Origin of the sequence: Pseudoalteromonas sp. S2755, from assembly GCF_005886535.1 — a bacterium.
In the GTDB taxonomy this organism is placed as follows: Bacteria; Pseudomonadota; Gammaproteobacteria; order Enterobacterales; family Alteromonadaceae; genus Pseudoalteromonas.
Genome location: NZ_PNDS01000074.1, coordinates 1 through 24447 on the forward strand (window position 1 = coordinate 1; position 24447 = coordinate 24447).

At 42.0% G+C, this 24447-nt stretch carries 20 protein-coding genes and 1 pseudogene; 11 read left to right on the forward strand and 10 right to left on the reverse strand.

What is annotated here, in order from left to right:
* The 5 genes and pseudogenes from CWC03_RS13295 to CWC03_RS13315 all read left to right on the forward strand — a co-directional run.
* Positions 1–442, forward strand: a pseudogene (locus CWC03_RS13295) (hypothetical protein); the annotation flags it as partial.
* Positions 436–2067, forward strand: a complete 1632-nt coding sequence (locus CWC03_RS13300; RefSeq protein WP_138582311.1) for a BatD family protein — start codon at positions 436–438, stop codon at positions 2065–2067. The pseudogene CWC03_RS13295 and the gene CWC03_RS13300, both read left to right, overlap by 7 nt.
* 157 nt (positions 2068–2224) lie before the next feature.
* A complete protein-coding gene (locus tag CWC03_RS13305; protein WP_010605216.1) occupies positions 2225–2740 on the forward strand; it encodes a sigma-70 family RNA polymerase sigma factor in 516 nt (171 codons plus the stop codon).
* Positions 2740–3459 carry a DUF3379 family protein gene (locus CWC03_RS13310; protein WP_138582312.1) on the forward strand — a complete coding sequence of 240 codons (720 nt, stop codon included), beginning with the start codon at positions 2740–2742 and terminating at the stop codon, positions 3457–3459. Before CWC03_RS13305 ends, CWC03_RS13310 begins: the two co-directional genes overlap by 1 nt.
* Before the next feature lie 144 nt (positions 3460–3603).
* Positions 3604–4452, forward strand: a complete 849-nt coding sequence (locus tag CWC03_RS13315; protein ID WP_138582313.1) for a Tim44 domain-containing protein — start codon at positions 3604–3606, stop codon at positions 4450–4452.
* Between the two features lie 35 nt (positions 4453–4487).
* Here CWC03_RS13315 and CWC03_RS13320 read toward each other — a convergent pair whose 3' ends face one another.
* Positions 4488–5294 (reverse strand): kinase, encoded by an 807-nt coding sequence (locus CWC03_RS13320; RefSeq protein ID WP_249314041.1) that lies wholly within the window; start codon positions 5292–5294, stop codon positions 4488–4490.
* 194 nt (positions 5295–5488) lie between these two features.
* Here CWC03_RS13320 and CWC03_RS13325 point away from each other — a divergent pair, with 194 nt between their 5' ends.
* Entirely contained in the window at positions 5489–7870 is a 2382-nt protein-coding gene (locus CWC03_RS13325) for a TonB-dependent receptor (RefSeq protein ID WP_138582314.1), read from the forward strand.
* Positions 7871–7932: 62 nt separating this feature from the next.
* Here CWC03_RS13325 and CWC03_RS13330 read toward each other — a convergent pair whose 3' ends face one another.
* The 6 genes from CWC03_RS13330 to CWC03_RS13355 all read right to left on the reverse strand — a co-directional run bounded on the left by CWC03_RS13330 (position 7933) and on the right by CWC03_RS13355 (position 12911).
* Positions 7933–9942, reverse strand: a complete 2010-nt coding sequence (locus CWC03_RS13330) for a TonB-dependent receptor plug domain-containing protein (RefSeq protein ID WP_138582315.1) — start codon at positions 9940–9942, stop codon at positions 7933–7935.
* 136 nt (positions 9943–10078) lie between these two features.
* Complete coding sequence (locus CWC03_RS13335) at positions 10079–10339, reverse strand: CBU_0592 family membrane protein (protein WP_010379248.1); 261 nt, start codon at positions 10337–10339, stop codon at positions 10079–10081.
* Positions 10340–10510: 171 nt separating this feature from the next.
* The gene (locus CWC03_RS13340) at positions 10511–10762 is read right to left on the reverse strand and encodes a hypothetical protein (RefSeq protein ID WP_138582316.1); all 252 of its coding nucleotides are present in this window, start codon (positions 10760–10762) and stop codon (positions 10511–10513) included.
* A gap of 6 nt (positions 10763–10768) precedes the next feature.
* Positions 10769–11179 (reverse strand): DUF1761 domain-containing protein, encoded by a 411-nt coding sequence (locus CWC03_RS13345; RefSeq protein ID WP_138582317.1) that lies wholly within the window; start codon positions 11177–11179, stop codon positions 10769–10771.
* A 51-nt stretch (positions 11180–11230) separates the two neighbouring features.
* A complete protein-coding gene (locus tag CWC03_RS13350; RefSeq protein ID WP_138582318.1) occupies positions 11231–11746 on the reverse strand; it encodes a response regulator transcription factor in 516 nt (171 codons plus the stop codon).
* Positions 11727–12911 (reverse strand): sensor histidine kinase, encoded by a 1185-nt coding sequence (locus CWC03_RS13355; protein ID WP_249314042.1) that lies wholly within the window; start codon positions 12909–12911, stop codon positions 11727–11729. Before CWC03_RS13355 ends, CWC03_RS13350 begins: the two co-directional genes overlap by 20 nt.
* Before the next feature lie 237 nt (positions 12912–13148).
* Between CWC03_RS13355 and CWC03_RS13360 the strand changes: the two genes are divergently transcribed.
* Positions 13149–14219: a ketoacyl-ACP synthase III gene (locus tag CWC03_RS13360; protein ID WP_138582327.1), complete on the forward strand. Its 1071-nt coding sequence runs from the start codon at positions 13149–13151 to the stop codon at positions 14217–14219.
* Positions 14220–14326: 107 nt separating this feature from the next.
* Positions 14327–15799 carry an aminoacyl-histidine dipeptidase gene (locus CWC03_RS13365; protein WP_138582320.1) on the forward strand — a complete coding sequence of 491 codons (1473 nt, stop codon included), beginning with the start codon at positions 14327–14329 and terminating at the stop codon, positions 15797–15799.
* 95 nt (positions 15800–15894) lie between these two features.
* On the opposite strand, the gene CWC03_RS13370 is transcribed toward CWC03_RS13365, so the two are convergent.
* Together CWC03_RS13370 and CWC03_RS13375 are read right to left on the reverse strand one after the other, a co-directional pair.
* Positions 15895–17256: a leucyl aminopeptidase family protein gene (locus CWC03_RS13370; protein ID WP_138582321.1), complete on the reverse strand. Its 1362-nt coding sequence runs from the start codon at positions 17254–17256 to the stop codon at positions 15895–15897.
* A 55-nt stretch (positions 17257–17311) separates the two neighbouring features.
* The gene (locus CWC03_RS13375; protein WP_138582322.1) at positions 17312–17686 is read right to left on the reverse strand and encodes a hypothetical protein; all 375 of its coding nucleotides are present in this window, start codon (positions 17684–17686) and stop codon (positions 17312–17314) included.
* Positions 17687–18217: 531 nt separating this feature from the next.
* On the opposite strand from CWC03_RS13375, the gene CWC03_RS13385 reads away from it, so the two are divergent.
* Both CWC03_RS13385 and CWC03_RS13390 read left to right on the forward strand, forming a co-directional pair.
* Entirely contained in the window at positions 18218–20815 is a 2598-nt protein-coding gene (locus CWC03_RS13385; RefSeq protein ID WP_138582323.1) for a TonB-dependent receptor plug domain-containing protein, read from the forward strand.
* 98 nt (positions 20816–20913) lie between these two features.
* Positions 20914–22380, forward strand: coding sequence for a tetratricopeptide repeat-containing sulfotransferase family protein (locus CWC03_RS13390; RefSeq protein ID WP_138582324.1), 1467 nt, complete (start codon positions 20914–20916; stop codon positions 22378–22380).
* Here CWC03_RS13390 and CWC03_RS13395 read toward each other — a convergent pair.
* Positions 22322–23242, reverse strand: a complete 921-nt coding sequence (locus CWC03_RS13395; RefSeq protein ID WP_138582328.1) for an alpha/beta fold hydrolase — start codon at positions 23240–23242, stop codon at positions 22322–22324. The genes CWC03_RS13390 and CWC03_RS13395 overlap by 59 nt on opposite strands.
* 175 nt (positions 23243–23417) lie before the next feature.
* On the opposite strand from CWC03_RS13395, the gene rlmF reads away from it, so the two are divergent.
* Entirely contained in the window at positions 23418–24275 is an 858-nt protein-coding gene (gene rlmF / locus CWC03_RS13400; RefSeq protein WP_138582325.1) for a 23S rRNA (adenine(1618)-N(6))-methyltransferase RlmF, read from the forward strand.
* Positions 24276–24447 lie beyond the last annotated feature (172 nt).

The window sequence follows — 24447 nt, forward strand, 5'->3', positions numbered from 1 at the left end:
GCAAGACCAACAAGGTCAGCAGGACCAACAAGGCCAGCAGGCTCAACAAGGTCAGCAGGAGCAACAAGGTCAGCAAGACCAACAGAATCCACAAGCAGGAAGTGAGTCAGAACAAAACAATAACGAGCCAGAGCTAGATGCTGCCCGTCAAGACCAGCAAGCAGCTGACGAACAAACTCAAGAGCAAAAACAACAGCAAGCACAAGCCGTACCTAAGCCCGATCCCGAGCAATCACCACAGGATGAAGAAAAGGCACAGGCTACAATGATGCAAGATAGTCGGCCACTTACCCCTGAAGAAATTGAGAAAGCGCAACAGCTTAATCAACTTCTTAGAAAAGTACCTGATGATCCGGCCATATTATTGAGAAATAAAATGCAACTAGAAGCACAACAACGCAAACAAAGACGTCTACCAAGAGGAGCTGAAAAATCATGGTAAAACGCATTCTATTTTTTCTGTCTTTGTTGATATTAAGCCACGCCTCGTTGGCATTGGAAAATCTCACAGCCAGCGTAGACAAAAACCCAGTGCTCGCAGGTGAATACTTCACGTTGTCGATTATCGCTGAAGGCAAAGTCAAAGGTTCTATTCCTGATGTTTCTGTGCTTAGTAACGACTTTATCACCAGCCCCGTGAATACCAGCTCTAGAACCAGTATCATTAATGGTAGCGTTTCAAGCTCTACCACCTGGCAAATGCAGCTCGTTGCTCGCACCCCGGGTACTTACACCATTCCCGCGTTAGAGGTAGATGGTGAAACGACCCAGCCGATCGAAATCAAAGTTGTTGCTCGTGATGATGAGCAGCAAAGTGAAGATATATTCGTAAAAACTGAACTCAAGACAAAAAACCTCTATGTTCAACAGGCAGCGCTTTATACCGTTAAACTCTATGTAGGAAAAGAACTACTAGATGGCCAACTAAGTGCTCCTGTTTCAGATGGAGCCAACTTCACACAATTGGGCAAAGCCAATGAAGAATACGAAGTGATTGACGGCCGACGCTACATGGTGCTCACTCGCGAATATATGATCCAACCACAAAAAAGTGGTGACTTCAGCATAGAGCCGCCGATCTTCAATGGCCAGATCAGAGATGGCTATCGTAGAATGGCGACTTCTGCGGTTGGCAATACCATTGACTTTTCAGTATCTCCAATCCCAGCTAACGCTGCTGATAACTGGCTACCCAGTGAATATTTGAATTTTTCTGAAGAATGGCAGCCCAAAGATAACGAGTTTATGGTTGGAACACCCATCACGAGAACACTAACACTCACTGCTGTAGGTGTTACTAAAGAGCAGCTTCCTGACATTCAGCTTGAAGACATTAATGGGTTTAGAATTTATCCAGACGCGTCAGAACGTAAACAAATTACCCGAGACGGGAAAGTCATCTCTCAGTTAACCATTTCTTTTGCTTACCTACCGCAACTTGCAGGTGATTTTACTCTGCCCGAAGTAAAACTACCTTGGTTTAACACCATCACTAAACGTGAAGAATTTGCGACATTACCAAGTAAGTCTGTCAGTGTGACTCCTGATCCAAATCAGCCAGTCATACCACAGACCGCTCCAATCGCGCAGTCACTTTCAAGCCCAAGCATAACCCCGTCAACGGCTACGCAAACGAAGGTGATCACTGAGCAAATTATCCCGCTGTGGATGTGGGCAATCGCCGCTTTTGGATACGCACTATGGCTTATCACATTACTAGTATGGCGTCTCAGAACAAAACCGGCCTTAAACTCCAAGGTAAATACGGTCACAGATGAAAATCCAGCACCTTTTATTTCGTTTGAAGAAGCAGTTAAGCAGAATAACCCTGCAGCCTTTTATCAAGCACTACTGCGCCACTCCAAACAACAAAATATCACCATGACACAATGGCTAGCACTTCAACCCAGCTCATTGCGAGCGCAAGTACAAACGCTGCAAAGCTCGCTGTATGGGGGTAATAGTGAGTCAGTAGACCTGTCTCAATTATACGGTGAAATTAAAACCAGCGTAAAAAGCACGGTTCACGCTAATAAAAGCCAAAATTTAAGCAATCTATACCACTAAGCGCCTCAGGGCGCTTTTTTATTGCAAGACGAACTAGATTTGTTAGTAAATAATTAACAGATCAATTATGCTTGGTGTGAAGATACACTTCCAAAATCAACTAAAATAAAATGAGTTTTTGTTGAAATAAACCTGCAAAAAGATAGGTCTCATAGATATGGCCAGTAAACAACATCACTACGAGTCACTGGTTCGGATGTACCACAAAGAGCTATATAAGTTCGCTTATTGGTTGTCTGGCGATCCGACAATAGCAGAAGACTTAGTACAAGAAACTTTTTTGCGGGCTTGGCGCGCACTTGATTCATTACAAGATGAAAATGCAGCAAAGCCTTGGTTATTAACTATTTTAAGACGAGAAAATGCACGTCGTTTTGAGCGCAAGCAATTTGACTATGCGGAGGTTGAACAAGATACGCTGGTCGACGATACCAGTTCGGCTTTGGATGATGCAATGGAACAAACCGTTGTGCAACGACAAATAGCCAACTTAGCACCAGAATATCGTGAACCTCTGCTACTGCAAGTGGTTATGGGATGCTCTGGGGATGAAATCGCCGATATACTTGAGCTGAATAAAAACACGGTGATGACGAGATTATACCGTGCTCGCAACCAGCTGAAAGACGCTTTAACGACTGAATATGAACCAATAAAGGGGGCATCAAACTGATGGATGAACTCGAATTTCGACGCCGCCTCGTTGCTGATCCTCATGATGAAGAGATCAAAAAACAGGCCGAACAGCAACCTGAGTTGCAAGCACTAGTCGAAGAAATGCAAGATTTCGACGATTTCTTAGGAAAATCACTCGATATTGATGTGCCTGAGGGGTTGGCTGAAAAGATTATTGCAAAGCAAAAGGAGCTTGATACGGAAGAGAAAAATGTGGTGAAAGTGTCTTGGTTTAGACGCGCAACCGCACCATTTGCAATTGCAGCCAGTGTATTTTTTGCCGCCCTAGTATTTTACTTTGGTGGTTTTGGGCACCCTGTCGACACCGGTGAGCATGCGCTTGCTCATGTGTATTACGAAGAAAACGCACTGCAAAAGCAAGAAACGGTTTCACTGCAAACTGTTAATGAAAAGCTCGCAATGTTTGGAGGTAAGTTTGACAACTTGCCGGGTAAAGTGGTTTACGCGACATTTTGTAATTTTAAAGGCCAAAAAAGCCTTCACCTTGTTATGCAATCCGAATTTGGTCCACTCACGGTTTTTGTCGTGCCAGCAGGCCAACATAGCACGATTGACGGTAAAGATAGCTTTGGTGATAGTCGCTTTGAGGGCTTAATTGCTCATGATGGTAAAGCCAACACCATACTGGTGGCAAATCGGGGTACGCCGATTGAAACCTTCCAATCAGAAGTAACAAGCTCACTACGCTGGTTATAATACTACCGCCCCACTCTTTGGGGCGGTGTCTCAATATCCTTACTAAACTTCCTAAAATACAAATTTAATTGCGGTTCATACCTATTTAAATAGCCATGTTAGTTCTTTACAATGGCGGCAGTTATTTTGGTATATAGGAACTTTATGAAACATTTCATTGTGTTACTTTCCCTTGTGTCTTTTTTGTTTACAGCCAGTTTTAATGCTGAAGCGAGAAAGAAATTTGGTAGTAAAAGCTCAGGCAAAACACATCAAACGCAAACGACTCAACAAAAGCAAAAAACTGATACCCAAGCATTAAATGCAAAATCTACAACAAAGCCTAAATCGAGTAAAAAAGGTATTATGGCTGGCGTACTTGGGGGCTTATTAGCCGGTGGCTTAATTGCTGCTATGCTTGGCGATGACTTCGAGGGATTTCAGTTCCTTGAAATGATTTTGCTTGCCGCTGCTGCCTTTTTAATTTTCAAATTAGTTAAGAGCATGCTTGCTAGAAAACAACAGCCAAGTTATGCCGGCGCACCGCCTATGGGTGGCTACAACAATACGCCACCACCGCAGCAATTTCAAAGCCAAGGACCAATTGGCGGTGGTTTTGGCGCAAGTAGCGTGCCTATGAATCTACCTAGAGATTTTGATATCAACGGCTTTTTACAAGGCGCAAGACAGCATTATCAAACCATCCAAACCGCTTGGAATAACAACGACTTTTCGACAGTTTCTGAATACTTAAGTCCAGAGTTGGTTGAAGAGTTCAAACGTGAGCGAGAGCAGCAAGGCGACGTTAACACGGAAGTGATGTTCGTCGACGCAGAGTTAGTTCGTGCAGATACACGCCCTGACGTTTGGGAAGTTAGCATTAAGTTTACTGGAAAATATCGTGACCTCGGCGACATGCAAGAAGAACCCATACACGAAATATGGCACTTAGAGCGTAAAACGATGGGAGATGCCCCGTGGCTAATCGTTGGCGTTGAAGACCTAGCGGCCTAATTCATCAACTTTAGTAAAAATTACACTCAACTTGTTTATTCACCAAGTTGAGTGTTTATTTGCAGCACTTCTCTATCCTCACCCAAACACACTTCAATATCTGCGCTTTTTGGCAAGCTTTGCATTCCCCATACCGAAAGGCGTTGAAATGGCTGAATAAATTGTCTAACTTGCTCATCACTCATCCCCTTTCCAGTCGATTCTTTGAGCATATGCTCTTGTTGTAGGCGCCACTGGTATACTCTGTCGAAGCTCATTCCATTTAAATAAATGAGACTATCTAATTGTGAAAAAATAGCTTGATACTCTTCACATAAAATGTGGTTCACCTGTAAGCGAAACGAACCGTCTTTATCAAACTCTTGCTCAAATTGATTAACGGGAGATGCTAACTCATCGCTAGGCTGCGGCTCCACTCCCATACACCATCCCTCAATAATAAGTACCTGCAAACCCGCATCAACTTTTCGCCATTTTGATCTTGGCAACTTCCTATCTATTGATTTATCAAATACAGGTAAAGTCAATGCTTCGCCGCGTTTAAATCTGTCTATAACATCTTGCAATAGTTGCAGATCGTGAGTACCAGGCAAGCCTCTTTGTTGAAACAGCGGATGAAACTTTGAAGCAAGCACTGCCCGTTCTTCTGGGTCTAAATAAAAATCATCAAGCGATACACACTTACAGGTAATGCTAACTTCTCTAAGTTGTTTACATAGAGAGTAGCTTAGTGTTGATTTACCAGAGCCCTGAACGCCAGAAACCCCGATAACTAGTGTTTTTTTAGAATTAAATATTCCAAACCCTATTAGACTTTTGGTTAACTCCATACTTCTAAGCATCACTTCTCATATTGATAACCTTATGATTAGTATAGACTTAAATAAAACAAAAACACCACAACAAAAATTAAAGTTACATTAAACTTGAATAATTTACATTAATAAATTATTTTTACCCTTCATTGATACATAAGCAACAGTACCGATATAGGTACTATTGCGCTTTTTACACAAAAACAATAAAGGAAATCACAATGAAACCACTGGGGAAGATACCATTTGCTAAGAGTACTCTCTGCCTTAGCATGCTGGCTGCATCAGCAAGCTTTTACGCAACCGCGGAAGAGCAACCAGAAGACGGTGCTAAAGAACAAATTGAAAAAATTACCGTTACCTCTCGTCGTAAAGAAGAAACCATCATAGAAATTCCAATGCAGGTTTCTACTATCTCAGCTATGGACATCGCTGATCGTAACTTAGTATCAGCAGAAGACTTTTATAGAACACTTGCAGGGGCTGCTTCTCCTAGAGGTCAACTTATTTTGCGTGGCCTGAGTGGAGGTAACACTGCATTTCCAAACACAACCAGTGTTTTTGTCGATGATGTTCCTTTCACTTTTGAAAACTTAAATGACGTAGAGCGAGTTGAGGTTTTACGAGGACCACAAGGTACACTTTATGGCTCCAATGCTATCGGTGGTACGGTGAGGATCATCACTAAAAAACCTGTACTTGATGAGTTTGAATTTTTCGCATCTACACAGATTGGAAGTGAAAAAGATGTAGATGGTCTACATCGTAATATTTCAATGGGTGTTAACATTCCACTTGTTGATGATACATTAGCATTGCGTGTAAGCGGTAATACAGAACATGAACGTTACCAAATGGTTAATATGAATACGGGGGTTCAGGGTAACGCAGACCGGGGCTTTATCCGCAGCCAACTATTATGGCAAGTAGACCCAGATACTTCTGTTACTCTAGGCTACGCACATACGACATTCAGCGACACAGGAACGACAACAGGTGACCGTTCTACTCCAGGTTATTATTGGGACTACAGCTTAACTGCCAATGAAGAAGCGGCTTACGGGTATGATGTCGACTTCTTTAAAGTTTCTTGCCCTGAAACTGCAGAGCGCCCTCAATGTAACGCAGGTAATGCGCCAATCGCTAATAAGGGGGTACCACAAAAATACCAAGTGTGGGACTTAATGGACCCATGGTCTGATGCCACTAATGACCTTTTCACTTTAAATATTCAGGATGATAACTTCTTAGATATTGCGTCTTTAACTTACGCAGGCTCTCACCGAACTTATGAAGAAGACAGCATTCAAACTGCATGGAGTCGTTTAGATGCGTCAGATATGTTCCGTACTTGGATCATTGACCATCGCAAATATGAGCGCGTGACACACCAACTGCGCTTCCAAAATATTGATGTAAACTCTCCTCTATCTTGGACTATCGGCGCTTACTATGACGAAGTTGAGTACGGCTACGATCCAGACTACCAAAACCAATATCATGAAAAAGGTGACAAAGTATCTGCGTTAGCACTTAATTGGTGGGGTGCGGATGCGACACAAATTGGTAAAGATACATTTGGCAACCCGCAAAACAACTGGAATCTTACCAACATTCGTGATTACTCAGAAGAACTCGCTTTCTTCGCGGATGTTGCATACGAATTTGATTTAGGTGATTCCGGTAGCCTCGAAGTAAATGGTGGTGTACGCCGCTTTGAACTTAAAGATGGTTCTCACTACACGCAAGAAGGTATTTGGGCAACTTCTGAAGACAATCTAAGTGGTGAAGAATCAGGTAACCGCTATAAGTTCAGTGTTTCTTACCGTCCAAGTGAAGAAATGTCTGTATATGGTTTATATTCAGAAGGATATCGACCAGGTGGTAACAATGGTCCATTAGCAGCTTCATGTGAGGCCGATCCACTTGCTAAAAACCGTAAAGACCGTTACACGTCTGATGCTATCGAAAACTATGAGTTAGGTTTTAAAGCAAGCGTACTTGACCGAAAGGTTGATTTCTCAGCCGCTATCTATCGCATCGATTGGACTGATATTAAAACTTCAGTATACATGGACACCTGTGGTTTCTCATATACAGCTAACGGTGGTGAAGCGAAGTCTGAAGGTTTTGAGTTTGAGTCAACTGCTCGTTTAACTGATGACTTAACGATGTCATTCAACACGTCGTATACAAGCTCAGAGATCACAGAAGACAATGATTCAATCTCAGCAAGTGCTGGTGATAAGATGACAATGGTACCAGAATGGAATGCATACCTAGCGCTTGATCAAAATATTCAATTATTCGGTAAAGATGCTTACATCCGAGGCGAATACTCTTTCTATGATGAATATAAAACACACTTTAATGTTCGTGATGAAGACAAAACACCAGCATATAGTGTATTTAATTTATCAGGACGTATTCAGCTAAGTGATAGTCTAAAACTAAGTGTATTCGTTAATAACTTATTTGATAAAGAAACTGCTACCTATATGCGTGCTCGCTCTCGAAACGCTAACAACTCAGCAGCTCAAGAGTATATTAACTACCTAAATGGCCGCACAATCAGCCTACGTGTTGATTATACGTTCTTTTAAGTAATAAAATATGTGCCACCGCATAGGTGGCACAGCTATTCTATAAACACCTACCCCATCAGCTAATTAAAGTTCTTAATATACTGAATCACTAAATTTCTGCCCTGTTGTGGCACATGACCATCAATCAATCGTGGATCAAATACGGTGTATTTTTTATCAAAAAGATTTTCAGCTTTCAGTTGAATTTTAGCGTTATTATCCAAACTGAAAGAAACGGTGCCGCCGATGAGGTAGTAGCTTGACTGCTCGAAATCATCGACAATTGACTCAGGGGGAGCAGGTATAAATGTTGTGTCTCGCCAAATTGCATTTAAAGTTACTTCTACCGCCGCTCTTTTATGAGTAAAGGCTAGTGCAGCAAACTTTTTAAAACTGCCATTTAATGGTTCGTCAAATAACTGGGTGTATGCGCCTTGTATCCAAGTTGTGCCATTCAGATTAAAATTAGCATTAGCTTCAATACCCTGCATGCTCGTCTCAAAAACGTTATCAAATGTAAACTCCGCTTGTTCATCATCTATTGGGACTAGATTAATGAAGTCTTCAAGCTCATTATCAAATAACACTACATCAAACTGCTTAGACTCATCTTGATAGTGCCAAACAAGCTCTGTGGTTTTTACATATTCTGAAGTTAACTCCGAATTACCTGATGTAACATCATCGTTTGAGTTAAGCTCGTTGCTCACAGGGGTACGAAAAGACTCACCATATTGCAACTTAAAAGTGTTTGCCTCATCGTAACCATAAACGAACGCGAGCCTAGGCGATAACTTATCATCTATGTCTTTCACTTCATCATATCGTGCACCCGCGAATATACTCAGTTGCTCACTAAATCGATACTTTGCTTGAACGTACCCAGCATATGAATCAAAGTCTTGTCGCAGCGGATAAAAAGGGGCGTAATCAGATATGGTTTGAATACCACCTAAATAAGTGTGGTTATAGATGATGATATCACCGGCACTTTGATCGTAATATGAGGTTCTAACGCCAGCTTTACTTTGTTCTTCCTTTGATAGCTCAACGCCAAAATTCCACTGTAAACGGTCATTTTGTGTATAACCACCATCTAGGTTATAAGTTAAGTCTCTGGATTGCCAAGCTGGACCAACTAAGAAGTCCCCTCCTTGCGTGATACCAATTTCTGCTGCTGTAACGATAAGTCCTGCACTTTCGATATTATGCTCAATAAAACTCAGCTTATGCGTTAACTCTAGTTGCTCGGTAGCTTGCCAATGATACTCAAATGTTGCTGCATAGTTCTCACTTTTATGCTCGTTTTCAGGGGAATAACGGGAAAGATTTAAAAACTCATCAAGTTGAGTACGATTAAACCGTACTTGCCACTTTAACGCTTGATGGCTACCTCCAAATACAACAAAAAGTGATTCTAACGGGTCTTTTACAGCGCCTCCAAAATAGCTATCCCCTGAGCGTTTATTAAATGCAACATTGGCATAGAGCCGCGTTTCGTCCGAGACTTGCCTAGAAAGATTTAAAGCTGCTTGTACACTGCCATGTTCACCATAACCAACAGAAAGCTGATTATTACGTTTTTTAGTAATAATATTCATCACGCCAAGAAAGGCGTTACTACCATACAGGGCGGAACCGGGACCTCGGATAAATTCAACTTTATTGATAATCTCAATCGGAATGTAAGGTGTGTAGACTGATGCTTTACCAAATGAGGACTCATTGAGCCTTTGGCCGTCAATCATCACTAACACGTGTCCAGTATCCAAGTACACACCGCGGGTATGCTCTTTTGGCACAGCGCCTACCCAATCACCTCGAGTAGACTGGAAGCCAGGTACAAAGTTCATTAAATCATAAACGCTGTCGACACCTAGGCTATTTATTTGTTCTGAATTAAAAACAGTAATACTAGAGGGAACCGATGCTCTCGTTTCGTCGGTTTTGGTTGCGATAGAGACATTTACATTCAACAGCTCTTCAAACGAAAGCTGATAAAGGTCAGAGTCCGAAGCTTCTGGTTCAGCGACTACCGCAAAAGGAAGTAATAATGGCGTGACTTTAATTAAAGCGCTTAAGTTTTTCATATTATACGAGCTCTATGTTCCCACACTTCACTCGTAGTGTTAGATTACTCTAAACTACGTAGCAGCATATGATTAACTTAATAATACTTGCTCCTAGCCACTACGCAAGTTTTTGATTAGCCTTTTCTTTTAGGCCCTAAGCCGATGCCAACTTTCTCGCTTTGAAATATTTAAATAAACCAATTAAAGACGCTGCGATCCAAAATAGCTCTATCACAAAACTTGCAAGGTTAAAGTTATAACAAAGACTAATCAATAGCAGGATTGCACCACTTAAATTCATCAAGTTATACGTTAAACTATCGGGAGATGCCTTTTCCAGCTGAAGCATAAAGAATGCACCAACGACCAAGAAAGTGCCTGTCATACCGATGATATCGAACATTAAATCGATCATGTTTTTTCCATTTAGCAAAACCCAATAGGCTGGCCCAGTTCCATGGGAAGGGTCATTTTCATTCATTGAAACAGCAAAGCCAAACGGCGAAATAGTAACAAATTAGAATATTCAAGACAGGACATTTGTCTGATAACGACAAAAGGTAAGCATTAAAAATTAAAGTAATGACTACTTGAAGGTGACCTTGCCACCAATTATTTTCAGTGCTGGTGCACCTCTCACTAGTGTATCGCGAGCAAACTCTTGCTCACACTTGGGGCAGTTTACTTGGTTGGTGGTAAAGTCTTGGCTGATCCGTTCTTTAAAACATTTAACGAGGCTGCCCTTGCCTCCCTTACGATACTTAAATAGCTGCTGGCGGCACCCAGCACAATAAATATCGATAGTTCTAACTGGGCCTTTTTTATTGGGTTTTGCCATACCGAGTTAACTCATGATCCTAAGTACAAACGCAATGAGCGTAAACTGTAACACATGATAGCCACCGTTGACTAAAAACAGTTTCATCGGACGCTGCTCAAATATATAGCTTATTCCTAATGAACAGGCGACGAAAAAGATCCCCACACCAAGTCCAACTCCCGTTGCCGCCAGCAAAGAGAGCGATAGGTCAAGCATCACCGCCATAAACACAGCGGATAACAAAGACAACAAAAATGCGACACCAAAAGTCATCTTGGGATCGCTCGCTTGTAAGTCTAGCTCTGTCAGTCCACATCCCTCCATCCAAGCTTTTTGAAACAGCATTGGCGAATACCAAATACCACCTAACATAAAGGAAGACAAAGCGGCGAGAATAATTGCCCAAAGGTTCAATGCTTCAAATGAGAGTATCATCGACTAACTCAGCATATTTCATTTTATTTAATAATGAGTATAAGTGAAAACCTACTTATAAACAGGTTTCTTTTGTAATTTCCTCTGCAGCGTTCTTCTATGCATGTTAAGTTGCCGCGCGGTTTCTGAGATATTACCTTCATTTGCCTTCAGAACTTGCTGAATGTGCTCCCATTCTAGTCGTTCTGGAGACATGACTTCTTCCACAATTTCTTGAGTTTTCTCTCCCAATAGCGTTTGTACTATCAAACTGGTACTTGCAGGTTTAGTTAAATAGTCGTCAGCACCCAATTTTATCGCCTCAACTGCAGTCGCAATGCTGGCATAACCCGTAAGTAATACAATGCGAGCATTTATATTGAGCTGCTTAATTTGTGTTATGAAATTTATTGAGTTGGTCTCACCAAGTTTCATATCCATTAATATGTAGCCGAAAACCCCTTGTTTACAAGCCACTTGCATATCTTCAATGGAAGTAACATGCTCAACACTAAAAGCTTGTTTTTCCAAGCGCCGTATTAATGTCTGCGCATAAGGCACGTCATCTTCAACAAGCAGTAACTTCATCACTCACCCTTGGTAGCTTAACTGTACATTTAGTGCCATAAGTAAGGTCGCTTTCAATCAGCAGATGTCCACCAAGCCGTTCAATTGTGGCATGACTCAGTAGTACAGCCATGCCAAGCCCTAGTTCACTATTCACTACATTGTGTCCTAACTGCGCTAGCCTTTCTTCTGCAATTCCCTCACCTCTATCAAGTATGGTGATCACATGTTCAGTCGACTCTGAGGTAAATATCACGTCGATGTCAGTCTGTTTTGCTTGCTCATTTGCTCGCACACCATTACTAATAAGATTTAAAATCGAAGGCATCAACATAGGATCATCGCACAGCGTCCCCTGAACATTAGTGATATCGAACCGAAAATGCTGCTGTGGAAATTGTAAATTCGTTAATTCTCTTAACTGCTCAGCAAAATGAGCTGCGGTTATCATCTGTTTTGACGCTGACTTTAAATACTCAGTGAATTCTCTAAAAGCATTGAGCTGCTCCTTACATTTCCCAAGAGGTTCTGACATTTCTTGAACACAGGGCTCTTTTGGATACGACTCCTCCAGCTCTTCGTGTAGTAGAGCCAAGTGTGCAATTGGCGTAGCAAGCTGATGCGTAGCTTGTGCGGCCGCACTACCTAATGCAATTAATTGCTCTTGCTGTAATTGCTGCTCTCGTAACATGGCAATTGCGCGCTCTTTTTTTTGATTTTGCTTTACCAAAATGCTTACAACAGTAACAACGACTATGATAGTGAAAGTAAAGTTAACTAACATCCCGAGCAAGTGAGTGCTCATGTCCATATGGTGGACATGTTCATGAGACATTTTTATATAAAGATAGAGATAAGCCCCAATCGCCCCAGCCGACACCATCAACATATTGATAGTTGGGATCGTTACTGCTGCAATAACCGTTGGCAGTACCAACAAGGACACGAACGCATTGGTTGCTCCACCAGTCAGATCCAACAAAATAGTAAGAAACAAAATGTCCGCCAACAATTGCATTGTCATGCCAATGGGTGCTGCTTCTTTTGTGTTACGGTAGGCGTAAATGCTTAATAGTTGAAATATCGACTCCGCAGCTACCACCGCAACCACCGCAACAAAATCAAATTGTTTACCAAATACGATAGCGGCTATCGCTAGCATCACAATTTGGATAACGATTGCCACTGACCGCAACAACAACAGTTGGCCCAATGCAGAGTTGGGAGAGAAAGCAATTTTCATGAGAATGTAAGAATTTAAACTAAGATGAATGAATTATACCTAGTCTAACAAAAATAGGTGTGATCGAGGTCAGTTATATCGCGCTAATAAGAACCGCAGCTTCGCTTTTATGGCAATACAGTGAAGGATTTGGTATAAATGAAAAATTGGCCAACTGGTCGGATTAGATTAAGAGACACTATGGTTTATGCAAAAATTACGGGCTGGGGAAAGTGTATTCCACCAGCGAGCATCAGTAATGATGAAATTAGCACTATCGTTGACACCAATGATGAATGGATAAGTACGAGAACAGGTATCAAATCCAGACGCGTTAGCCATGTTAGCACTGCTGAGCTTGCAACGGTGGCCAGTCAACACGCTTTGGCATGTGCTGGGCTTGCAGGTAAAGATATCGATCTGGTTCTGCTTGCTACCTGCACACCGTCAACTATGGTGGCAAATACAGCTTCTTTAGTACAAAAAAATATTGGCGCTATTGGTGCTGCAGCATGTGATACCAATGCGGCCTGCTCAGGCTTTTTGTATGCACTACAAAACGCTACCGCACAGATCCAAGCCGGTATGATTAAAAGAGCCGTCGTTGTTGCAGCTGAGCGTATGACTTGGTATGTAAACTGGGCAAAGCGTGACAGCGCAGTATTATTTGGTGACGGTGCTGGTGCTGTCGTGCTTGAAGCAAGTGAGGAGCCAACCGGGCTCTTGGGCACTAAGACTGGCTGTGACAGCACAGATAGAAGTATATTACACATTCCAAATTATGGTACTGATATGGACCGCTGCGCCGGCACCGGGCCTTCTGACCTATCTTTTGAGGGACGTGAAATCTTTAAGCGTGCTGTAAAAGGTATGAGTGAAGCATGTGATGATGTGCTCAACCAAGCACAGCTATCACTAGAAGACATAGATGTACTTATCCCGCATCAGGCTAATCTTCGCATCATTCAAGCTATTCAAAATCGCTTGGAAATTGCAGATGATAAAGTCATGGTTAATATCGACAAGTATGGTAATACCTCTGCTGCTACAATTGCAATTGCACTGTGTGAAGCTGTAGAAAATGGCATGATTAAGCCACACGCTAATATTATGTCTGCAGCATTTGGCGCGGGCTTAACTTGGGCTGCCAGCTATTTGAAATGGGGAGAAAGAACGACCCCAATCGCAAAGTCGGATGCACGTTTACCAGATTGCAATAAAACCGGCCTTGAACTAGTAGCACCGGCAGTCGCTGCAAGTAAAGCTCAATAACTAATCTATTCTCCCTAGTTACTGAAACTTAGGGTTAATTGCTCGATCTTGCCCTTGGGTGAGTGGTAATATTGCAATATTATTATCGCTCATCCAAGGAGTCTACAGTGCTCAAAGCGCATACCGAGATCAGTCAATTAGAACCACAAGCAATTTGGAAGTTTTTTGACCAAATTTGTGCCATTCCCCATCCTTCAAAACACGAACAAGCACTAGCAAACTTTATTGTTGACTGGGCTAAAAACAAAAATTTAGACGTACGTCGTGATGAAACTGGTAATGTGTTCATTAAAAAACCGGCGACAAGTGGCATGGAAAATCGTAAGCCCGTTGTATTACAAGCGCACATTGATATGGTGCCACAAAAGAATGACGATACAGCACACAACTTCGTTACTGATCCAATAAAGCCGTATGTCGATAATGGCTGGGTAACCGCAACTGGCACGACGTTAGGTGCAGACAATGGTATCGGCATGGCATCATGTTTAGCGGTATTAGACGCTGACGATATCAAGCACGGTCCACTTGAGGTGTTACTAACCGTTGATGAAGAAGCAGGTATGAGTGGCGCGTTTGGTTTGCAATCTGGCTGGTTAGAAGGTGAAATCCTGCTCAACACCGATTCAGAGCAAGAAGGCGAGATCTACATGGGTTGCGCAGGTGGTGTAGATGCATCCTTAACTCTACAACTCGCGCGAGAAGCGTTACCCAAACACCACCAAACCTTTGAGCTGTCTCTAAAAGGCTTACGTGGCGGACACTCTGGCGTCGACATTCACACTGGCCGTGCCAACGCTAATAAATTGCTCGCAAGATTCTTAAAACACCATATCGCAGACTTTGATCTAAGGCTTATCGAGATCAGAGGTGGTTCCCTTCGCAATGCAATTCCGCGCGAAGCATACGCAGTCATTAGTTTTGATGAAGCGAAAATAAGCGAGTTCCAAGCGCTGATTGAAGCTTATGAAACTATCGTTAAGCAAGAATTATGTGCCATAGAAACTGGGATCACGTTTGCGCTCAGCACTTCAACAAGTAGCACATTGCCAATGAGTCAAGCTTCCCAAAGCAAAGTCTTAGCGCTTCTTAATACTTGCCCTAATGGTGTTGTACGCATGAGCGACGATATTCCAGGTGTTGTTGAAACCTCACTTAATATGGGCGTAATTTCTACTACAGATAACAGTTTAGAAGTCCTATGTTTGATCCGTTCATTAATTGATTCTGGTCGCAGTGACGTCGAGGGTATGTTGTGTTCACTGGCTGAGCTGACGCAAGCTGACATTGAATTTAGTGGTGCTTACCCAGGCTGGAAACCTGATCCAAGTTCAGAGGTATTGGCTATTTTCCGTGATATGTATGAATCAATCTATGGTGAAAAGCCGCATATTATGGTTATTCATGCAGGTCTTGAGTGTGGTTTGTTCAAAGAGCCTTACCCGAACATGGATATGATTTCTTTTGGTCCAACCATCAAATTTCCACACTCTCCCGAAGAAAAGGTAGAAATTTCAAGCGTTGGTCTATATTGGCAGCAGATGAAAGGGATCTTAGAGAACATTCCTGAAAAGCAGTAAAACTAATCCAAAATTAATTATACCAATTCGGTTATTATATAATCTAAAAGCCCAGCTGACATAGCTGGGCTGTTAATCGGGTTCAGACTCTGCGATTAGCTGAACTTTTTTTCAAGATAACTAAACATGGTTCTAAGACCCAATGCTTCACCACCAACAGGTCTACCCGGTAACGCTCTTACGTTCCAAGCCATCACATCAAAATGTAGCCAAGGTGTTGTGGCTGGCTCAACAAATTCTTTTAGATACAGTGCTGCTGTTATTGAGCCACCAAACGGCGTCGAACCACAGTTAGCAATATCAGCGATATCGCTCTTGAACAACGCCTTATATTGATCAAACAAAGGCAGTTGCCAAACAGGATCCGCATTACCCAGACCAATTTCCATTAGCTCAGACGCAATCGTTTGATCTGTAGAATAAAAACCAGGTAGTTCGGTGCCAAGGGCAATGCGACATGCACCGGTCAAAGTCGCAAAATCTATCAATAGCTCTGGTGCTTCAGTTTGCGCTTCTGCCAATGCATCACATAAAACCAAGCGCCCTTCAGCATCAGTATTATCGATTTCAACTGTAATACCTTTACGTGTTTTGATCACATCACCTGGCCTAAAGGCATTGCGAGAAACCGCATTCTCTACCGCAGGGATAAGTACACGTAATCTAACAGGCAGTTTAGCCGCCATAATCATATTGGCCAGCGCAATAACATGAGCCGCTCCGCCCATGTCTTTTTTCATATTACGCATTCCAGACGCAGGCTTTAAGTCTAGGCCGCCAGAGTCAAAACATACGCCTTTACCAACTAAAGTAAGTTTTGCGTGGTTTTCATCACCCCAACGTAAATCAAGCAAACGTGGCGCATTGTCACTCGCACGACCCACCATATGGATCGTTGGGTAGTTTTGCTCTAACAACTCATCACCAATGATTTGTTCAAATGATGCGCCATATTGCTCGGCAAGTTCATCCATTACTTCAGCCATGTGCTGAGGCATCATGTCGGCCGCTGGTGTGTTTACAAGATCTCTTGCAAGATAAATAGACTCAACAGCCGCCTTTACTTTGGCATATATATTGGCATCCTCGATAGCAAGCTTTGCGACAATCGCCGGTAATTCTTTATAAGCAGAAAATTGATATGCCCCTAATAAAAACGCAATAGCGTGACTCTCAACTTGCTCTGAAGCAATATCAATAAAATAAGTACCTTTTGGCAACTGCTTTGCAAGATCGCCCAATAGCCAAAAATCATCTTCTTCAGCAATAACAATAACTCGCTCTACTTCTCCAGAATCAGCATTCGGAATAAGAATGTTCTTTTGCGATTGAAGTTGTGCGGTTTTTACGAAAAGCTTTGTCGTACTTGACTGCTGCGCTTGCCATGACGCTAATTCTGCAGCGGAGAAGATAGAAATGGGTGTACCCATAGCAGAGTGAACGAGTAGGTTGTTCATGTAGGCCTCAAATTTATTATGTTCGTACTTAGATTACCAAGGCTAAAAAGAAAATTCACTGTTCCTTGGTTTTTGTTGGCTTTTTTTTCAAATTGAATGAACTTGGCAAAACATCCACGCCCACTAATTGACCAACCTTTACGATTATCGGAATGGTAATGGGGGCAAAAGGTAAAACCGCAAACACACCAAGCCCAAGCCCTTTAAGAATATCCACAAGCTGGGCGTTTGCTGTTTTAAGCTCAGCCTTGTGTGCTCGCCCTAAAGTATATCGCTTGTATATCTCAAGCATTTCTTTAGTTTCTTGTTTCTCTTGCTCTAGTGCGCATTTGAGCGCAATCATTGCTCTGCGCAATCTTATTTGCTGTCTGCGCTTACTGATCCGAGCAACGCGTATCGGTGCTTTATGGACAACTTTGATCAGTTTCATTAATAAACTCAAAGATAGTGTTGTCCAGAGTCTATCAAAATTTTTAGCAGTTTAGCTATTAGCCATTGGTACAAATTACCTATTCTTGCGAGCAAAGTTATACGTAAAGTGTGTAAAACAACGGACTAGAACAAAATCAACCCCAATTACCACACAAAACTGTACAATAATCACTCACACATAGACTTGCGTTTAGCATTGTTCGATTAATATACAAAAACTAAATAATGAAATTTCAGTAAACTCGCCAAATTTTGTAACAACAAATTTTAAGCTGCAGGGTGTTTATCTAGAAAAGCAGTTAAAGTACTCAAAAGTTCATCTTCAACAATAACTTACCATGCGAATTTTGTAATTCTTCTTAGCCTAAACAAAAAGTTATTAAGAAAGTTGCAGTTTCAGAAATCACTGCTAATTTTAAAAAAGCGCTTGCCAACACATAGCAAATTAAATTATATGTGTATTAAAGGTAAAAATATTATAAATGACCTTTTTATTGGTATGACAACAACAATCAACTGGGGAAACAGGATGAAACTAAAAAGTAACACGCTGCGCCGTGCAATTCGCTTCGCGCTCGCTTCAGCAGCAACTACTTCACTTCTTACCACTACCGTAATGGCTGAAGAAGCCGATCAAACAAAAGCTAAAACAGATGAAAAAGTCGAAAAGATCGCCGTTGTAGGCTCTCGAGCGGCGCCTCGCTCTGTAGGCGAGTCACCGGTTCCTATCGACATCATCGGTGCAGAAGATATGTCAAAGGCGGCAGGTTCTGACATGCTCGAGTTACTAAAAGGATCAGTACCGTCCTTAAACGTACACGCGAATCCTATCAGTGATGCAGCGACTTTAGTAAGGCCAGCTAACTTACGCGGATTGCCTGCTGATAGTACACTGATTTTGTTAAATGGTAAGCGTCGCCACCGTTCATCGGTTATTGCCTTTTTAGGCGGTGGGATTAACGATGGTGCTCAAGGTCCTGATATTTCAGTGATCCCTAGTATCGCGCTTAAACAGGTGGAGGTACTTCGCGACGGTGCTGCGGCGCAGTACGGTTCAGATGCAATCGCGGGTGTAATGAACTTTGTACTAAAAGACGCAAGCGAAGGGGGTTCGTTCTCTATTCGTCAAGGTGAATACTACGAAGGTGACGGCGATACGACTGTGATCGAAGGTAACGTAGGCCTACCATTTACGGATGATGGCTTTGCTAACCTAAGCTTTCAGTACAAAGAAGCGGATGCGACTAGCCGCAGTGTTCAACGTCCTGATGCAGCAGCATACATTGGTGCCGGAGTTGAGGGCGTTGGTGACCCAGCGCAAATTTGGGGTGCACCAGAAATCAAAGACGATATCAGTATCTTTGGTAACATCGGTGTAGACGTCACTGACAATGCTCGATTCTATATGTTTGGTAACTACTCTGAGCGAGACGTTAAAGGCGGATTCTATTATCGAAACCCTCAAACTCGTCCAGGTGTTTATTCTAACGATGGTGGTGAAACCTTACTAGTAGGCGACCTAGATGGCGTAGGTGTTGGAATCGAGTGTCCAGTCGTTAATCTAACGGATAGAAATGTAGCTAATATCCCAGCATATCAATTAATTGCGGCTGATACAGAGTTAGGTAGAAACTGCTTTGCCTTTAATGAAATTTTACCAGGGGGATTCACTCCAAACTTTGGTGGTAACATCACTGATACCTCCCTAACTATTGGCGTTGAAGGTGAATTTAAAGATGGTTTCCTTGAAGGCGGTTTTTGGGATTTGAGTGGCTCGGTTGGCCGTAACGAATCACGTTATTTCATCACTAATACTGTGAATGCTTCTCTTGGCGCTGATACACCAATGGACTTCAGCCCAGGAAAATACATCCAACTGGAAAAGAATTTTAATTTCGATGTGTCAAAAGGCTATGACTTTGACCTAGCTTACGATGTAAACGTTGCAGCAGGTCTTGAGTGGCATGAAGAAACATTCGAAGTACTTTCAGGTGACGAAGCGTCATTTATTGCAGGCCCGCTGACTGAGCAAGGCTTTGGCATAGGTTCAAATGGTTTCCCTGGATTTAAACCTTCTGCAGCAGGTGAATACACTCGTCGTAACTATGCCGCTTATGTGGATATTGAAACGCCATTTACTGAAGACTTCATGATGGGATGGGCGCTTCGTTACGAAGATTACGATTCGTTTGGTTCAACTACAAACTTTAAGATCACAGGTCAATATCATGTTACCGAAGACTTCTCGGTTCGTGGTTCAATCAGTACCGGTTTCCGCGCGCCAACGGTAGGTCAAGCTAACGTGTCTAACGTACAGACAAACTTAAGCAGTGGTGTATTGGTAGATTCAGCACTATTACCACCAACAAACCCTGTTTCAGAGCAACTTGGTGGTACTGAATTGACTCCTGAAGAGTCAGAAAGTTATACACTAGGTGCAGTATATCGCTCTGGCGACTTATTTATTACGTTAGATTACTACAACATTGAAGTAACTGATCGTCTAAGCCAGTCTGAAAAAATCGTTTTAAGTGATGCTGACAAAGAAGCCCTTAAAGCGGCGGGTGTTCCTAATGTTGATAACTTAGCACAGGTGAGCTTCTTTACTAACGACTTCGATACCACAACTCAAGGTATCGACTTAGTTGGTAACTATTCTATGGATATGCTGGGTGGCTATGCAACATTCAGTGCAGCATATAACTGGAATGAAACCGAAGTAGACCGCTTCTCTGCTATCACTGGTGACTTCAAGGTATCTCGTTTAGAAAACGACTTACCGAAGCACAGAGGCACGTTAACTTGGGCTCAGCAATGGGATAACTTCTCCGGTTTTGTTCGTATGAACTACTTTGGCGAATACCAAGGCGTTCACGTAGATTATGATGCAACGGCAAAAACAGCGGACGCGACAATCACATTTGATGCAGAGCTTACCTACTTTGCAACAGATTCAATCAGTCTATCTGTTGGTGCAAATAATATCTTTGACCAAGATGCTGAAGAACTAGACTTCTTTGACGCTACAGGTATCCCAAATAACAACTGGGGTGGCAAATACTACGAGACTTCACCATATGGTATTAATGGTGGTTTCTACTACGTGAAAGCAACCTATACGTTCTAACTTTTACTGTAACCCAGAAACAAAGGCGAACTAGCATTAGCTATTTCGCCTTTTTATTTTTATCCTATATAGCAAAGTAGTTAACTCTGAATAAAAAAATGTTGTTATTAAAGCGAGCCAACGAATTATTGGCCGAAAATAAGCTTAGAGAGGCTGAGTTTATGTACAAGTCGGTACTTAAACAGTCACCTAACAACGGTCCTGCTCTATTTGGTTTAGGCCGCATTTGCATGCGTTTAGAGCAGTATGATAACGCAATCTACTATTTAAAAAGAGCCTGCGAACATTTACCAAAAATGCTCGAGCCGCTTTTCGCATTAGCAGATGCGTTTTTAGCCGTTGGTTCACCGGTTGACGCAAAAACCGTACTTGAATACACCTTAAGCGTGGCAAAACATAATGCCCAAGCCCATTACCAACTTGGTCAATTTTATCTGGACTATGGCTTTATTGAACAAGCTAAAAATGTCTTTAAAGCGGGGTTAGATTGTCCTCATAGTACAGTGACTGCCTTTATGCTGTACGAACTGGTACAGATGTCCTCAGCCAAAGAATTACCTGCATACTTAACGATTTTAGAAAAGCTGGAAAATGAGTTTGAAGCACCGAGACTAAAAACTGTGGTCCACTATGCTCTTGCTAAGTGTCATGAACAATTAGGTAACTTTAATGCAGCTCAAGATAACTATGCTTTAGCGAATGATACACAGCTGCTGATGAGCGAGTTTCGTACTGTAGACATGCTGCCATTTTTTGAATCAATCAAACAGCATTGCGGCAAAACGTTTTTTGATAAACCTAGTGATAGGGTTAAGACAACATTTACGCCTGTTTTTATTGTTGGTTTGCCGAGAACTGGTTCGACTCTCCTAGAACAAATGCTAGTGCAACATTCACATGTTGGTACACTAGGCGAGAATACCGTGATCAGCGATAAAATTGTCCCTTACCTCAGTAAGCGCAATAATGCAGAGTTCCCTGCTTGTTTAGACCAACTAAGTAACTCTATGTTAGATCATTGCCGCATACTCTATGTCGACGAGATCAAGCGGCATCGAGTGCCGGAAGAAGTGGTGATCAATAAACTTCCAGCTAATTTTCAAAATCTGGGCTTAATCCACAAGCTCTTTCCTGAGGCACGAATTATTCATTTAACTCGTAACCTCAATGCTACAGCCTGGTCGGTCTATAGTAATCATTTCGCCGAAAGCGAGCCCTACTTTTGCTCTTTAAGTGAATTTGCCTTGTATGCGCAAGCGCAAAGCGACTTGATGTCACATTTTAACCAATTTATGAAAAGAGATATTTTTACGCTCAGTTACGAACAACTTATCGCAGAGCCTGAAAAGTCCCTCAAACAATGCTTGAGCTTTTTATATCAGAAATATGAACCAGAATGCTTGGAGTTTCACAAATCTAAAAAGCCGGTGCATACCTTAAGTAAGGCGCAGGTCAGAAAGCCAATCAGCACGCAGCCACTAGAAAAGTGGCAGCGCTATGAAGCGTTTATTGAGAAAATGATTGCTCAACCGCAAAGCGATCAAACCACGCCAGCACATCTTTAAACTGATCATCACGCGCATGTTTATGGGTTAACATGTCTATGTGCCCATAATTGTGCCGATGGCCGTGCTTTTTTCCATAAATTCTGAGTTCTTGTATCCCCTTTCCCGATTCACGAATAAATGCTTGAATATCGACAGGTTGTGCTAGTGCTTTATCTTTAACGCCCGCAATGTGCAAGATTGGAGGTAACGTCATGTCTTGTAATACTGAGGCATAATTAAAACCGTCATCGGAGTCAACCCATGGGTGCTTCTGTGCCCAGTCAGCGCTTTGAGCATGTGATTTTAAAGACTCATCATCACTCCCCCAACCAAGTCTTTTCGCAGGTAAGTACCCATGCTTTTTCGAATAATAGTGCGCAACGTTAAACCATATCAGGTTTGCTTTCAGTAATTTGTTAGGATGATTGTTATGTAAACTACGCTTAGAACCAAAATAAACACACGCATTAACATGCTGGATTTCTTCAGGAAAGCGTGCAAAAACACTGTTCATCAATACACCTCCCCAAGAATGCGCAATCCAATATTGTGCTCTAGAACCGGTATATCGTTCGATAAAATTCAGCATTTCAGGGATTTCGTGCAAGATTGATTCAGTTTGACCATAATCCGCTTCAGCGTCAATTTTAGGTATGCTCCCTCCTCGTCCACGAAGATCACCAACAAAACAGCGATAGCCGTGTTCAGCTAAAAAAGGCGCTAGCCCTTTATTACTTTCAGTATAAAAAATTTTGCCATTTTCAACCGCACCATGCATAAAAAACACAACGGGGCCGCTACTATCCGGTTTCGCTATATATCTGAGGTGGAGTTTATGCCCAGCTGCTATATCAACTAATAGTGATTTTTGCTCTATCATTTCTTTGTTTTTTTCTTTGAACACTAATCTCATCGTACCAGTTGACTGATTGATAAGTAAACTCTTAAACGAAGCAAATAAAGAGGTTGATATGCCTTTAAGATAAAGCCAGTATTCAAGACTTAAGCGTTCGATTAAAAGTGTTATAATCCTTTTTATTTATTCGAAGAATCCTGTGCACCCAAGAAACAAGCATAACTCAGGCTATGATCTAGACAAGCTCATGGCGATTGAACCCGCTTTAAAGAATTTTACTTACAACCGAGCTGATGGCATAAAAAGCGTCGACTTCACTAATCCAGATGCCGTAAAACTGTTGAATAAAGCACTGCTTAAGTCAGACTACGATATACAAGTTTGGGATATCCCCGCACAGTTTTTATGCCCCCCGGTTCCAGGCAGAGCAGACTATATCCATGCGCTGAAAGATCTGTTAGATGAAAGTAACTTACCCGATAAGGTGCAAGGCGTAGATATTGGCACTGGTGCCAATTTGATCTATCCCATCTTAGGATCAAGAGAGTATAACTGGCGCTTTATGGCCTCTGATATCAATCCTCTTGCTGTGAAGTGTGCCAAAACCATCGCAGAACTAAATAAGTTGCCGGTAAAAGTGATGCAACAAAAGCAGCCTAATCACTTTTTTAAAACGATAATAAAAGCAAACCAGTTTTATCATTTTTCAATGTGTAACCCGCCCTTCCATGCCAGTGAAGCAGATGCAATCAAGGGCACGCAAAGAAAGTGGAAGAACCTAAACAGAACACCACAAGCCTCGCTAAACTTTGGTGGCCAAGCTCAAGAGTTATGGTGTGAAGGTGGAGAAAAGCGCTTTATACTGGATATGATCTCTGAGAGTGCCACTTTCAAAGAGCAAGTTTACTGGTTTACTTCCCTTATCTCGAATAAAGACAACATAAAACCACTTAAACAGCAACTTAAACAGTTCGCTGCAGAGCAAGTGAAAGTGATCGAGATGGAACAAGGTAATAAGACAAGCCGTTTTATCGCATGGAGTTTTTTCAAACCCTAGCAATGTGTATATGGTGGAAGCGAGTTTACCTCGCGAGATTTTCTAATACCAGTTGTATTAAGTAAATGATCTATCTTGAAGCGGGGAAATAGCTTTAGTAGCAAGGCAAAAATTTTGCTATTTAGTTGTTCTAAATGAGAAATTTTTAACAAAGCTAATATGCTATTTCACC